This is a genomic window from Novosphingobium sp. AAP83, assembly GCF_001295795.1.
In the GTDB taxonomy this organism is placed as follows: domain Bacteria; phylum Pseudomonadota; class Alphaproteobacteria; order Sphingomonadales; family Sphingomonadaceae; genus Novosphingobium.
Window position 1 is genome coordinate 1 of record NZ_LJHY01000072.1, and the last position, 16,406, is coordinate 16,406.

The window sequence follows — 16,406 nt, forward strand, 5'->3', positions numbered from 1 at the left end:
ATCTGCATCGCCGCAACCGTCATCTTCTGGCTCAATCAATGAGTCCTGAGCCTAGGCTTTGCGTCAATCCGGGTTAAACACCGGTTCCCATTCACCACCCGTCCTATAAGATAGCACTCCCAGTTCTGCTCTCAGGGAAAAACGCGAAGCAACCATGCAACCCATCACCATCCTTTTTGTGCACCAGAACATGCCCGGGCAATTCCGGCATCTGGCAGCTGAACTGGCAAAGAACCCGGCATACCGCGTGATCTTCCTGACGCGGCGCGAAGGCGTGACGATGCCTGGCATCATCACCGCGCGCTATCCATTCAAAGAGGCACCGCCGCCTCCGGCCGAGCCACTGGTCAGATCGATTGCAACATCGGTGCATTTCGGAACAGCCGTAGCCAAAGCCGCGGTAGAGATGACGGCCAAGAACATCGTCCCCGACCTCATCATCGCGCATCCCGGCTGGGGCGAGGCGCTATTCCTGCGCGATGCATGGCCCGATGCCAAAATCGTGACATATGCCGAATATTACTATCGGCCCTACGATGGCGATATCGGATTTGACCCTCTGTTTCCGCGCACCTTGCAGGGGGTTTCCAACGCCCGGATCATGAACGCCAACTTGCTGCTCAGCCATGAGGCGGCAGATGCGATGATCAGCCCCACCCACTGGCAAAAAAGCCGCCATCCGCAGTTCTTGCAGGACAAGACCTCCGTCATTTTTGACGGCATCGACACCGACCGCGCCGCCCCTCGCGCCGATGCCAGCTTCGTCCTCGCAGACGGCCAAGTGCTTACCGCCAAGGATGAGGTCATCACCTATGTGGCCCGCAATCTTGAACCGCATCGCGGCTTCCACGTTTTTGTCGAAGCACTGCCCAAACTGCTCGCCGCACGGCCCAATGCGCAGATCGTTGTGGTTGGTGGCGATGAGCGTAGCTATAGCCCGCCTCCTCGCGGCGGACACACAAGCTGGCGCAGCGCGCTGATGGGCGGCCTTGATTTGGGCCAATATGCAACACGCCTGCACTTTGTGGGCAAGCTTGCCTATGCCGATTATCTCTCATTGCTCCAGATTTCGGGCGCACACTTATATCTGACTTACCCCTTCGTGCTATCTTGGAGCTGCCTTGAAGCCATGTCCGCAGGATGTGCCATTGTGGCTTCAGATACAGCTCCGGTCAGCGAAGTCCTTTCTCATGAACAAAACGGCCTGCTGTTTCCGTTTTTCGATAGCAATGCCTTGGTCGCCAGCGTTTCCCGAATTCTCGACGATCCTGCCCTCAGCCGGAAACTGAGGACTGCAGCACGGCATACCGCAGTCACGCAATACAACCTTGCCGATTGCCTGAAGCAACAAATGGCATTTGTTCACAAAGTCCTGGAAGGCTGATCTCACACGAAGTTGAACTTTACCATCAGATCACCGTCAACCGGGCAACCTCGTTTCCACCGTCGTAATAGACGTAATGGCCCAGGCTCTCTTCCACACCGCCGCCAAATGACAGGCTCTCGTTTCCATCCTGATAGACGGTCAGATGCGAACCGTTGCCCTGGCCCACCAGCGTCTGGATGAAGTTTGCGTCAAAGGCGATTGTTGCGGCTGTTCCTGTCGAGGTGAAATCAAGCACATCGACGTTTTGCAATAGGCCGCCCAACAGATCACTGTTCCCGATGGACCCGCTGTTTTCCGCCAGAGCAACCGTGTCCGTGCCCGCCCCGCCATTGATGGACCAGCCCATGCCAAGCGCCAGCGTGAAACTGTCATTGCCAGCCGAGCCGATAACATTTTCTATGCCATTGAGCGTATCGCCCGAAGCATCCCCCGCTGTCCCGCTGCCCGATGCGGCAAGGCTCAAGGTAACCGCGCCAGTCGATGCGGAATAATCGGCGGTATCGATGCCATTGCCCCCGTTCAGCACGTCTGCACCCAATCCGCCGATCAGCGTGTCATTGCCATCACCGCCGCTTAGCACGTTGGCATTGTCATTGCCGTAAAGCAGGTCTCCGTGCGCCGAACCGATCAGGTTTTCGATGCTTGTAAGCGTATCACCTGCTGCATCGCCACCCGTATTGGCTGTGCCATTAAGGTAAGCGTTAACGGCGCTGCTCGATGCAGAATAGTCTACCGTATCGATACCAGCCCCGCCCATCAGTGTATCGCCGCCAGCGCCGCCAAAAAGCGTATCATCACCATCGCCACCGTTCAGGGCATTGGCTGCGCCATCGCCGTAAAGCGCATCGGCAAACGCCGAACCCATCAGGCTCTCGATGCCCGATAGCGTATCGCCTTCCGCATCGCCACCGGTGCCAGCCGTGCCATTAAGGTATGCGGTAACCGCACTGCCCGATGCAGTATAGTCTGCCAGATCAAAGCCATTGCCGCCAACAAGCGTATCTGCACCAAGGCCGCCAACCAGCGTATCATTGCCATCGCCACCGTCGATCACGTTCGCATTGCCATCACCGTAAAGCGTGTCAGCATGTGCCGAACCGGTCAGGTTCTCGATGGCGAAATAGACGTCGCCCAGCGCATCGCCGGTGTTCAGCGCGGTATTGGCAAGGCTGGCCGTCAGGCCGGTCGTGGCATTGGCATAACTTGCCGTGTCGGTATTGGCACCGCCCGTCAGCGTATCGGCCCCTGCCCCGCCAATCAGCGTGTCATTGCCTGCTCCACCGTCGAGCGTATTGTCACTGGCATTGCCAACCAGCGTGTCGTTGTTGTTGGAACCGATCAGGATTTCCACACCCGATATAACATCGCCCGCAGCATCGCCTCCGGTGCCTGCTGCGCCATCAAGATAGGCCGTGACGGCAGCCAGCGACGCTGCATAGGTCACCGTATCGACGCCATTGCCGCCGGTAAGCGTGTCGCTCCCATCCCCGCCGATCAGCGTGTCATTGCCCTCACCACCTGTCAGCAAGTCGGCACCTGCGCCGCCAACCAGCGAGTCATTACCCGCGCCGCCATCCAGCGTGTTGGCATTGCCATCGCCAAATAGCGTATCGGACTCGGCCGAACCGATCAGGATTTCGACGCCCGAAAGCACATCACCCGCCGCATCGCCGCCTGTGCCCGCCGTGCCCGTAAGGTATGCCGTTACCGCGCTGGCCGAGGCCGAATAGTCTACCGTATCAGTGCCCACACCACCCGTCAGCGTATCGGCACCTGCACCGCCCACCAGCGTATCAGCGCCATCGCCGCCATCGATCGCGTTGGCATTGCCATCGCCATACAGCGTGTCAGCAAAGGCCGAACCTGTCAGGTTCTCAACCGTGGCGTAAACGTCGCCCTGCGCATCGCCGGTGTTGAGCGCCGTGTTGGCAAGGCTGGCCGTCAAGCCGGCAGCAGCGTTGCTGTAAGACACCGTATCAGTGCCCACACCACCTATCAGCGTATCGGCGCCAGCGCCGCCAACCAACGTATCGTTGCCATCGCCACCAACAAGCGTGTTGGCAGCCCCGTTGCCGAACAACGCATCGTTGTTGTTCGAACCGACCAATGTTTCAACGCCCGATATCACATCGCCCGCAGCATCGCCGCCGGTGCCCGCCGTGCCATCAAGGTATGCCATCACCGCCAGAGTAGAGGCGGCATATGTCACCGTATCGGCACCAGCGCCGCCTGACAGCGTATCAGCGCCAAGGCCGCCGATCAGCGTATCATCGCCGTCCCCTCCGCTCAGCGCATTGGCGTTGCCATCGCCCACGAGCGTATCGCTGCCAGCCGAGCCAATCAGGTTTTCAATACCCGAAAGCACGTCACCTGCCGCATCGCCGCCGGTGCCCGCCGTGCCGGTAAGGTACGCCGTTACCGCGCTGGCCGAAGCTGAATAGTCCGCCGTGTCCGTCCCCGAACCTCCGCTCAGCGTATCGGCTCCCAGCCCGCCAACCAGCGTATCATTGCCAACGCCGCCATCAATCGCATTGGCATTGCCATCGCCGTAAAGCGTGTCAGCATGTGCCGAGCCCGTCAGATTTTCTATACCCGAAAGCACGTCATCAGCTGCATCACCGCCGCTACCAGCCATACCGTTCAGATAGGCTGTGACTGCACTGCCCGAAGTTGAATAATCAGCCAGATCTGTCCCGTTACCACCGATCAGCGTATCAGCGCCCAGCCCGCCAACCAGCGTGTCGTTGCCATCACCGCCATTGATCACGTTGGCATTGCCATCGCCAAAAAGCGTATCGGCCTGGGCCGAGCCGATCAGGTTTTCGATGCCCGAAAGCGTATCGCCTGCCGCATCGCCGCCAAGCCCTGCTGTACCATTGAGATACGCCGTGATCGCGCTGCTCGAAGCTGAATAATCAGCAGTATCGGTCCCGTTTCCGCCTGTAAGCGTATCTGCCCCCGCGCCACCGATCAGCGTGTCATTGCCATCACCCCCATCAATCGCATTGGCTGTGGCATCGCCGTAAAGTGTATCGGCATTTGCAGATCCGGTCAGGTTTTCAATCGCAAAGTATACATCACCAGCGGCATCACCGGTGTTCAGGCCAGCATTGGCAAGGCTGGCAATCACTCCCGCCGCCGCATTGGCATAGCTTGCCGTATCGCTGCCGGTGCCACCTGTAAGGGTGTCTGCGCCTGCTCCGCCGATCAGCGTATCATTACCGGCGCTGCCGTCGATCGCGTTCGCACCGCCATCGCCGATCAGTGTATCGTTGTTGTTCGAACCTGCCAGATTTTCGATACTGTTATACACATCGCCCACTGCATCGCCGGTGTTCAGGCCCGCGTTGGCAAGGCTGGCCGTCACGCCAACCAGCGCATTGGTATAGCTGGCCGTATCGCTACCGATGCCGCCAGTCAGTGTATCCGCGCCAGCGCCGCCCACCAACGTGTCATTGCCATCACCACCAACAAGCGTGTTGGCATTGCCATCGCCAAACAGTGTATCGCTACCAGCCGAACCGATCAGGCTCTCGATGCCTGACAGCGTATCGCCTGCCGCATCGCCGCCGGTGCCAGCCGTACCATTGAGGTACGCCGTAACCGCACTGCCCGAAGCCGAATAGTCTGCCGTATCAATGCCATTGCCACCCGTCAGTGTGTCGGCACCAAGCCCGCCAATCAGCGTATCGTTGCCATCGCCGCCATCAAGCGCGTTGGCGTTGCCATCGCCGTAAAGTGTGTCAGCAAAGGCAGAACCGGTCAGGTTCTCAACTGTAGCGTAAACATCGCCCAACGCATCGCCCGTATTCAGCGCGGTGTTGGCTAAGCTTGCGGTCAAGCCGCTGGCCGCATTGCTATAAGACACGGTATCGCTGCCCGCGCCGCCCGTCAGCGTATCGGCACCTGCGCCGCCAATCAGCGTGTCATTGCCATTGCCGCCATCAATCGCGTTACCATTGCCATCGCCGATCAGCGTATCGTTGTTGGCCGAGCCCAACAGGTTTTCGATGCTGCTATAGACATCGCCACCGGCATCACCTGTATTCGCACCTGCGTTGGCAAGGCTGGCTGTCACACCGGCCAAAGCATTGGCATAGCTGGCCGTATCGGTGCCATTGCCGCCGTTTAGCGTATCTGCGCCCGCGCCGCCCGTCAGCGTATCATCGCCGTCACCGCCGGTCAGCGCGTTGGCATTGCCATCGCCCACCAAGGTATCGGCATGCGCTGTACCGATCAGGTTCTCAACACCCGAAAGCACGTCGCCTGCCGCGTCTCCGCCAAGACCAGCCGTGCCCGTCAGGTACGCCGTCACGGCGCTACCCGAAGCCGAATAATCCGCCGTATCGGTGCCTGCGCCACCCGTCAGCGTATCAGCGCCGAGCCCGCCGACCAGCGTATCATTGCCACCGCCGCCATCAATCGCATTGGCCGCGCCATCGCCATATAGCGTATCATTCAGGCCCGAACCCGTCAGGTTCTCAACCGTGTTGTAGACATCGCCCAGCGCATCGCCGGTGTTCAGCGCCGTGTTGGCAAGGCTGGCCGTCAAACCACTCAGCGCGTTGGCATAGGACACCGTATCGCTGCCCACACCGCCCGTCAGCGTATCAGCGCCAGCGCCGCCCACCAACGTGTCATTACCATCACCACCAACAAGCGTGTTGCCACCGCCATCGCCGAACAGCGCATCGTTGTTGTTCGAACCGATCAGCGCTTCAACGCCCGAAATCACATCGCCCGCAGCATCCCCGCCGGTCCCTGCTGTACCATCAAGGTACGCGGTCACCGCCAAAGTGGAGGCTGCATAAGTCACCGTATCAAAGCCATTGCCACCCGCCAGCGTATCAGCGCCAAGACCGCCGATCAGCGTGTCATCGCCCTCCCCGCCGCTCAGCGCATTGGCATTGCCATCACCGACCAGCGTATCGCTGCCAGCCGAGCCGATCAAGTTCTCGATGCCAAACAGGGTGTCGCCCGCCGCCTCACCGCCCGTGCCCGCCGCGCCGGTCAGGTACGCCGTGACCGCACTGGCCGAAGCCGAATAATCAGCCGTATCCGTGCCCGAACCGCCCGTCAGCGTATCGGCTCCGGCACCGCCGATCAGCGTATCATTGCCCACGCCGCCATCAATCGCGTTGCCATTGCCATCGCCGTAAAGCGTGTCGTTAAAACCTGATCCGGTCAGATTTTCGATCGCAGTATAGACATCATCCTGGGCATCGCCGGTATTCAATGCCGTATCAGCCAAGCTCGCCACCAGACCTGCGCCAGCCGATGCATAAGAAACCGTATCGCTGCCCGCGCCGCCAATCAGTGTATCTGCGCCAGCTCCGCCCAGCAGCGTATCGTTGCCAGAACCGCCATCCAGCACGTTCGCATTGCCATCGCCAGACAGCGTATCGTTAAATGCCGAACCCGTGATGTTCTCGATGCCGCTATAGGTATCACCGGTCGCATCTCCGCTATTGGATGCGGTGTTCGCAAGGTTAGCTGCCATACCACCGGTGGCGCTGGCATAGCTTGCCGTATCGATGCCCGCCCCGCCGATCAGCGCATCCGCGCCTGATCCGCCATCCAGCGTATCATCACCGCTGCCGCCATCCAGCGTGTCGATGCCCACACCGCCGCTCAGGAAATCGTTTCCGTCATTGCCGGTCAATTGCGCCGCGCCACCGGTCAGGTCAAAGATAGCATCGTCAAAGTTCGAACCGATCACGGTTTCAAACCCGACAACGATATCGCTGGCCGCATCGCCGCCATTGCTGACAATGGCCCCAACAAGAGCAAGGTTGTTCTGCACGGTCACGCCGCTGGAAGATGCCAGATATGTCAGCGTATCAGAGCCTGCACCGCCGATGAGGGTATCAGCGCCCAGGCTGCCCGCAATCGTGTCATTGCCAATACCGCCGTCAAAGAACTCGGCGTTTGCACCGCCGGTCATCACGTCGTTGAAATCGGTGGCAATCACGCCCTCGATAGAGGCGAAAGCATCACCATTGGCATCGCTGCCCGTGATAACCAGAACACCACTGGCAAAGCTTGCGTTAATCGCCCCGCCCGCTGTGCTATACGATGCGATGTCGGTGCCCGCCCCACCTTCCAGCGAGTCAGCGCCCACGCCCCCCAGCAGCGTGTCATTGCCATTGCCACCCGACAGCGTTTCGTTTGCGCCAGCGCCAGTCAACACGTCATCAAAGCCGGAACCGATCACAACCTCGATCCCGGTCAGCACATCGCCCTGCGCTTCGCTGCCAACACCCGTTCTGCCGTCAAGATAAACGGTTACCGCAGCCGTAGCGGTCGAATACGTGGCGGTATCAATCCCCGCGCCGCCATCGAGTGAATCCGCCCCGCCCCGCCCGCGCAAGATATCATCGCCCAGACCGCCCAGTAGAGTGTCGTTGTTACCGGTACCGTTAAGGCTGTCGTCAAAATTTGAACCGATCAGGCCTTCGATGCTGTTCAACACATCGCCTTCGGCCGTGCCGCCAGATCCGCCCCCATTCAATGTAACCGTAACGCCCACCGCAGAGTCTGAATAATCAGCATAATCAACGCCACTGCCGCCAGTCAGGAAATCGCTACCCAAACCGCCTTGCAACGTATCGTTGCCATTACCGCCATTCAGGGAGTTTCCATTGGCATCGCCGATCAAAGTATCTGCCGCTGTTGAACCGGTCACATTCTGGATGTTGGCGTAAACATCGCCCTGCGCCAAACCACCCGTGCCAGTGCCCATGGCCAGATTGATCGTAACCGCAAGTCCGGATGTACCAAACGACAGGTGGTTCAGGCCGATCCCGCCGTCAATCGTATCGGAACCTGCATCGCCAAAGAACAGATCGTTTCCGGCATCGCCAAAGATGTAATCGTTGCCCGTTCCGCCCCACAGCGTATCGTCAAAATTCGATCCATAAAGCTGCTCGATGTTGAACAACCGGTCACCGGTGGCATTGCCCAACGTGCCGGCAACCCCGTCAAGACCGATGCTTACCCCGGTAGTCCCGGCGTAAAGGTAGCGCACAGCATCAATGCCCGCACCACCATCAATCGTATCTGCCCCGGCGCTGCCCCAGAAGGTTTCATTCGCGCCAATACCGGTCACGCTATCGGCAAAACCGGTCATCCAGATGTCGGTAAAATTGGCGAAAGTATCGCCTTGCGCGTCCCCGCCAATGCCAGCAGTCACGCCATCAAGCACGATAGTAACGCCAGCGGACGAAGTGCTCAACCAAGGGTTGATCGGATCGATACCAAACATCAGTGTATTGATGCCAGCACCGCCGTCCAGCACATCGGCACCAGCACCGCCGCTTATCATGTCATTGCCATCACCACCCAGCAGCGTGTCATTGCCAGCGTTTCCGATCAGGATATCAGAGCCAGTGCCGCCCGTAAGGTTGTTGGCATTGTCATCACCCACCAAGGTATCGTTTGTGGCCGTACCGATGATACCTTCGATGCTGACGTAGGTATCACCTTGCGCGTCTGATCCGACGCCTGTCGAGGTTGACAAGTTTACCTGAACACCGCCCGCGCTTGCCGCATAATCGACATAATCGAACCCGGCACCACCATCCATCGCATCCGATCCGGCACCGCCGAGAATTGTATCGTTGCCATTGCCACCGCTGATGCCGTCATTGCCAGCACCGCCATCGATCACATCATTGCCGTCAAGGCCGCTCAGGCTGTTCTGTCCGGCACCACCTGTCAGCGTATCGTTGAAGTTCGAACCGACAAGATTACCGATGCTCACGAATACATCACCGGTCGCCTCGCCTGCGGTGCCTGTGTTTGTCGTAAGGCTTGCCGCCACACCAACAGTGGCAGAAGCGTAAGTGACAGTGTTGTTATCCGCGCCGCCATCAAGCGTGTCAGCGCCCAAGCCGCCTTCCAGCGTGTCATTGCCGGCCTCGCCAAACAACTGGTCGTTGCCTGCGCCACCTGCCAGCACATCGGCACCGTTGGACCCGTAGATCGCGTTATCAAGCGCATCGCCGGTCAGCGTATCGTTGAAGTTCGATCCCGCCATGTTCTCGATAAACGAGAAGCTATCGCCTGCCGCATCCCCGACCGTACCAAGTCCGGTAAACAGGCTCGCAGCCACACCGGCAAGGGCATTGTGATAGGAAACGGTATCAATGCCATCGCCACCGATCAGAGTATCTGCGCCCGCGCCGCCCGCAATTGTATCGTTGCCTGCACCGCCTGTGATGACATTGTTGGCACCAGACCCGCCCAGATAATCGGCAAACGCCGAACCCGTCAGGTTTTCAATCGCATTGCCGATGAACAAATCACCTGCCGCATCGCCGCCTGCGCTTGCCACGGTATTGTCCAGCGCCACCGTAACCCCGGCAGTGCTGCCGGAATAATCAGCCGTGTCTATGCCAGCGCCGCCATCCAACGAATCCGCCCCTGCGCCGCCTACCAGCGTATCATCGCCAGAACCGCCTTCTATGGAATCGTTGCCAGCGCCGCCGTCCAGCAAATCATTCCCGGCATAACCGCGCACGCGATCTGCCCCGTCTGTGCCGAAAAAGCGGTCATCGAACGCCGAAAGATCGTAAACTTCAAACCCGGTCAGCACATCGCCTGCTGCATCGCCGGTTGAAAGCCCCGGATTCAGCACATTGAGGGTAAGGCCCGCCGAGGCCGAGGTGTAATCGATCACATCATATCCGGCACCGCCATCCACAGTGTCCGCTCCGGCACCCGGCGCAACCAAATCGTCGCCCCCGCCTGCCAGAATAACATCGCCGTTGACCGAGCCGTAAATGATGTCAGCCAGCACAGAACCGATTAGCTGTTCAACATTGACCAGCACATCGCCCGCAGCCTCGCCCGCCGTGCCGGGCGTACCGTCCATGTACACAACAACCCCGCCCGATCCTGAATAGTCGACCGTGTCGAATCCGGTGCCGCCATCCAGCAGGTCCGCGCCGCCGCCGCCGATCAAGGTATCATTGCCCGCACCACCGGACAGCGTTTCGTTGATCCCGCTTCCGCGCAAAACGTCGGCATTGCTCGAACCGATCACGTTTTCCACGTTGATGATAACGTCGCCTTGCGCATCACCACCCGAGCTGGCGCTGCCATCAAGCCGGACGCTGACCCCAACCGCCGAAGCGCTGTAATCAACCGTATCAAGCCCGCTGCCGCCATCGATGATGTCCGCTGCGGCAAACGATACGAAGGTATCATTGCCGCCCCACCCGTTCAGCGTGGTCGCCAGCAACGCGTTCTGCCCGCCGCGCAGCGTATCATTGTAAAGCGCAGAACCTTCGATCTGTTCGATACCCGAAAGCGCATCGCCTTGCGCCCAGCCGCCGGTTCCTGCCGTGCCATCGTTGGACAAGGCAACCGCAGCGTTCGAATTGCGGTAATCCACAATGTCAAAGCCGATGCCGCCTTCAATCGCATCTGCGCCCAGACCGGTGGTAAAGGTATCGTCGCCCGCGCCGCCATCCAGCGTATCGTTGCCCGCACCGCCAAACAGCGTGTCATTGCCGGTCCCGGCGATGATGTTGGCCCCGCTGTCATGCGCGGTGATCCGGTCAGACTGGGCCGATCCGATCACCCGTTCGATGTTGAACAGCCGGTCGCCTGCCGCATCGCCGCCCGTGCCAAAGCTGCCATCCAGATAGATGTTCATGCCACTGGTCGTGCTCAGCGAATAATCAACGACATCAAGGCCTTGGCCACCGTCAAAAATGTCGGCACCGCCATTGGAAATGAAAGTGTCGTTGCCCTGCCCACCTTCGAAAGTCTCGTCGGCGGCGCTGCCTTCAAACACGTCGCTATGGGCCGAACCCACAATGCGTTCCACGCCCGACATCGTATCGCCATGGGCATCGCCACCGGTTGAAACGCCCGCAGTGCGGATCGTAATGGCAGAAGCGCTCGCAGAGTAATCGGCGGTATCAAAGCCGATCCCGCCAACCAGAATGTCAGCGCCCATCCCGCCGGTCAGCCGGTCATCGCCGCTTCCGCCAACAAGCGTATCATCACCCGTACTGCCGATCAGCGTGTCATCGCCGTCAAATCCGTCAAAGTTGGCAACAGCCGTGCCCGCGATCAGCGCGTCTGCACCAATCGAGCCAACGAATTGCTCAATGCCGATGAACGTATCACCCTGCGCATCGCCGCCAGATGCCACCCCGGTGCCAAGGTTGATCGCAATGCCCAGCGCGGAATCAGAATAGGTAACCGTATCAAAGCCCGCGCCACCATCCAGCACATCGGCCCCGCCGCCGCCCCGCAGCGTATCGTCGCCCAACTCGCCCGAAATCGTATCGTTGCCTGCCGCCCCGGAAAGGCTATCCGCCCCTGCTCCGCCCGTCAGCGCATCATCTGTAAACGAACCTGTCAGCGTATCAGCAAAATCAGACCCGACCAGCGCCGTGATCCCGCTCAACCGGTCGCCCGAGGCAATGTTGCCAATGCCTGCCGAACCATCAAGGCTGATGTTTACCGCCCCAGCGGCTGCTGCATAAGTAACCGTATCAAGGCCGCCGCCGCCTACAAGGCTGTCTGCTCCAGCGCCCGCAATGAAAAGGTCATCGCCCTGCCCGCCCATCAGCGTGCTGGCTCCGGCGCCACCGGCCAGCGTGTCGTTATAATCGGAACCGATCAATTGCTCGATATCGGTCAAGACGTCGCCCGCAGCATCCCCACCCGAACCAAGGCCCGTGGCAAGGCTGACAGACACTGCGCTGGTCGCATTGGCATAAGATGCCGCATCAATGCCTGTGCCACCGTCCAGCGCATCAGCGCCTGCGCCGCCAACTAGGGTATCATTACCAACGCCGCCCAGAAGCGTTTCATCCGCCCCGGCTCCGACGATCAGATCCGAGAAGCTCGATCCGATCACCCGCTCGACATTCGTGATAACGTCGCCCGAAGCTTCGCCGCCCGCACCATCAGTCGCACCATCAAGGTAAACCGAAACCGCAGCGCTGCTGCCCGAATAATCCACCGTGTCGATATCGGCACCGCCATCAATGGCATCTGCGCCTGTGCCACCGATGATCGTATCAGCGCCCGCGCCACCATTCAGCGTATCAACACCCGCAGCGCCCATCAGCAGATCAGCTCCGGCCCCGCCATCAAGACGGTCTGCCAAAGCCGAACCGGTCAGCGTATCGTCAAAGTCACCGCCGATAACGCGCTCGATGCTGTCCAGCACATCGCCCTGTGCATCACCGCCAAGCCCCGTGCCCAGCGCCAGATTCACATTGATAGCAGCACTGGTCAGCGCGTAATCCGCCGTGTCTTGGCCGTTGCCGCCCAGCAATGTATCTGCGCCTGCGCCGCCCACGAGGACGTCGGCGCCGTCTTCGCCGATCAGCAGATCATCGCTTGTCGAACCCACAAGCGTATCGGCAAAGACCGATCCTCTGACCCCTTCGACACCCGAAATCACATCGCCCGCAGCATCACCACCCACGCCTGCGCGCCCGTCAAGATAGACGATAACGCCCGATGGGCTGATGAAATAGTCCACGATATCAACACCAGCGCCGCCGGTAAGCGTATCTGCCCCGGCCCCGCCAATCAGTGTATCGTCACCTTCATCTCCATTGACCACATCATTACCGGCAAGGCCCGAAAGCAGGTCATTCCCCGCACCGCCATCAATGGTATCGCCCCCACTGCTGCCCACCACGGTATCGTCAAAGCCCGAAGCCCTTATCCGCTCGATATCGACCAGTACATCACCGGCGGCATCGCCGATTGTCCCGGCAAGACCATCCATCCGCACGGAAATGCCGGCATTGGCAGAAGCATAGTCCGCCGTATCAATACCATCGCCGCCGTCCAGCACATCTGCCCCGGCACCACCGATCAGCGTATCATTGCCAGTACCGCCTGACAGCGCATCTGCCCCGCCCGCGCCCGACAACACGTCATCACCCGCGCCACCACTCAACGTCTCAGCCCCGGCAGCGCCCGTCAGCGTATCGGCAAAGGCCGAACCGGTAACCACTTCAATGCCTGAAAGGATATCACCCCCCGCATGGCCGCCTGTGCCCACCGTACCATCAAGGTACACCGCAACACCCGCAGCACTGGCGGCATAGTCCACCATGTCGGTCCCGGCACCACCCGCCAGCGTGTCTGCGCCAAGACTCGAACGGATGGTGTCATCACCCCCGCCTGCCTCGACCCGGTCAGCCCCGTCAGAGCCGTTGAACACGTCAGCCTGGCTCGAACCGATCAGATGTTCGATGCCCACCAACAGATCGCCCTGCGCATCGCCGCCCGTGCTCTGCGTCACGCCATCAGTGAACACCTCGATGCCCGAAAGTGACGTCGAATAGTCCGCAATGTCCACCCCGGCGCCACCTGAAAGCGTATCTGCCCCACTGCCGCCAATCAGCGTATCATTGCCATCACCGCCATCCAGAAGATCATCGCCACCGGCACCGGTGATGGAGTCATCGCCCGCCCCGCCCTCGATTTCTTCCGAAGCATTGGCACCCGAGAGCCGGTCATCAAAGGCCGAGCCGATCAGGCGTTCCACACTGTTCAGCACATCGCCCGCCGCATCGCCACGGCTGCCGCTGGTCCCGTCAAGGAACACCGTTACCGCGCTGGCAGAGGCTGCATAATCCGCCGTATCAAAGCCTGATCCGCCCGAAAGGATATCCGCACCGGCACCGCCCAGCAGAGTATCATCGCCCGCACCGCCGCTCAGCGTATCATTGCCCGCTCCGCCCTCAGCACGGTCATTGCCGCCTCCGCCAAGGATTTCATCATCATTCGCACTGCCGCGCAAGGTATCGGCAAAGCCCGACCCCAACAGACGCTCGACCGAAACCAGTGTATCGCCCGCAGCCTCCGCGCCGCTACCCGCCGTGCCATCAAGCGCAATTTCAATGCCACCCGTGGCCCCGGAATAATCAACCGTATCAAGCCCCGTGCCGCCATCAATGGCGTTCACTCCGATGCCTGCAATGATCGTGTCATCGCCCGCAGCGCCAAGCATCGTGTCATTGGCCGTGCCCGAACGCAGCACATCTGCGAACGCAGAACCGATTACGCGCTCAACGCTTGTCAGTACATCGCCATCGGCATCGCCACCCGAGCTTGCCAACCCGTTGAGATTGACCTGAACCGCCACAACCGACGCTGAATAATCCGCTGTATCCGTGCCATCGCCGCCATCCAGCGCATCTGCGCCTGAGCCGCCTACCAGCGTATCGTCGCCGGTGCCGCCCAACAGTGTGTCATTGCCCAAGCCGCCGCGCAGGCTATCAGCACCTGCCGCACCCTCAAGCGTATCATCGCCCGTACCGCCCAGCAGCGTATCGCCAAACGCCGACCCCACCAACCGCTCAACGCCGCTGATCTGATCGCCATCGGCATCGCCACCAACGCCGGTGGAGTTGTCTAGCCCGGCGCGTACGCCTATGGCGCTATTGCCGTAATCAACCGTGTCGGCGCCGCTGCCACCGATCAAGGTGTCCGCGCCAACACTGCCGCGCAGCAAGTCATTGCCATCGCCGCCGCTCAAAACTTCGGCAACAGTGCCGCCGCGCAAGGTATCGTCAAACGCAGAACCGGTGATCTGTTCGATGTTAGAAAGCACATCGCCTTCAGCATCACCGCCAGTATTTGCGCCACCATCGACGCCAACATTCACGCCCGCGCTGCTGGTCGCATAGTTGGCCGTATCGGTGCCCGCGCCGCCATCCAGCACATCGGCCCCGACGCCGCCAACCAGCAAATCGTTGCCAGCCCCGCCTTGCAGGGTATCAGCCCCTTCGCCGCCCAACAGCGTATCGTTGCCAAGCCCGCCCTCAAGCTGCTCGTTAAACGCAGATCCATTGAGCAGATCGCCAAAGTCAGAACCGACCACGCGCTCGATGCTGTCAAGAATATCGCCCGCTGCAGTGCCGCCCAGCGAAATCGACCCATCGGTGTAAACCGTAACAGCCCCGCTCGACCCGGAATAATCGGCCATATCGAAACCGCTGCCACCATCCAGCAGGTCGGCTCCGGCAGACCCTACCAGCGTATCGTCACCAAGCCCGCCTTCCAGCGTGTCGCTTCCGGCTGCACCTACCAACATATCGGCAAAGGCGCTGCCGATCAGATGTTCGACGCTTGTCAGAACATCGCCCTGCGCATCGCCGCCAATCCCGGTGCGGCCATCAAGGTAGGCGGTAACCCCGCTGCCCGATGCCGCATAGGACGCCGTATCAACGCCGCTGCCACCATCAATCGTATCAGCACCCGCGCTACCCACGATGGAATCGTCGCCACCGCCGCCCAGCAGCGCATCATTGCCCGCAGCGCCCAGCAGCGTATCATCGCCCGCGCCACCCTCAAGCCGGTCATCGCCGGTCGAACCCAGCAGCACATCGTTGTTGGCCGAACCGATCACCCGCTGGATGTTCAACAGCGTATCGCCCTCGGCATCCCCGCCAAGGCCCGCGCCGGTCTGCAGATTGACATCAACCGCCGTGCCCGAAGCGGAATAATCCGCCGCGTTGAACCCGGTGCCGCCGTCAAGCATGTCTGCGCCCGCGCCGCCGGTCAGCGTATCATCGCCTACGCCGCCCATCAGCGTATCGGCACCGCCACTGCCCAGCAGTTGGTCGTTGCCCGCGCCGCCTTCAAACAATTCGGCACCCGAATTGCCGGTAATCACGTCGTCAAAGGCTGAACCGATCACGTGCTCGATCGTGGTCAGCACATCGCCTTGCGCATCTCCGCCCGAAGCCGCCGATCCATCAAGGATGATCTGGACAGCCGCAGCACTTGCCGAATAATCCGCCGTATCGATGCCCGCGCCGCCATCCAGCACATCGGCATCGGCCCCGCCGATCAGCGTATCGTTGCCAAGCCCGCCCAGCAACGTGTCCTCGCCCGCCGCGCCCGAAAGCCGGTCATCACCCAGCCCGCCCTCGAACCGCTCTGCGATGTTTGCGCCTTGGAGGGTGTCGGCAAAGTCGCTGCCGGTGATGTGTTCGATGGCGCTCAGGGTATCGCCCTGTGCGTCGCC

2 protein-coding genes are annotated in these 16,406 nt (G+C 60.6%); one reads left to right on the top strand and one right to left on the bottom strand.

Going from position 1 to position 16,406, the window contains the following annotated elements; translation table 11 throughout:
• Positions 1 to 154: 154 nt before the first annotated feature.
• Positions 155 to 1,384 (top strand): glycosyltransferase, encoded by a 1,230-nt coding sequence (locus IP81_RS19070; RefSeq protein ID WP_054109591.1) that lies wholly within the window; start codon positions 155 to 157, stop codon positions 1,382 to 1,384.
• Between the two features lie 25 nt (positions 1,385 to 1,409).
• On the opposite strand, the gene IP81_RS21595 is transcribed toward IP81_RS19070, so the two are convergent.
• Positions 1,410 to 16,385, bottom strand: coding sequence for a hypothetical protein (locus tag IP81_RS21595; RefSeq protein WP_369800790.1), 14,976 nt, complete (start codon positions 16,383 to 16,385; stop codon positions 1,410 to 1,412).
• Positions 16,386 to 16,406 lie beyond the last annotated feature (21 nt).

Bases quoted from the DNA above. Each gene is read 5' to 3' on its own strand.
- IP81_RS19070 (WP_054109591.1), top strand. From the start codon at position 155: ATGCAACCCATCACCATCCTTTTTGTGCACCAGAACATGCCCGGGCAA.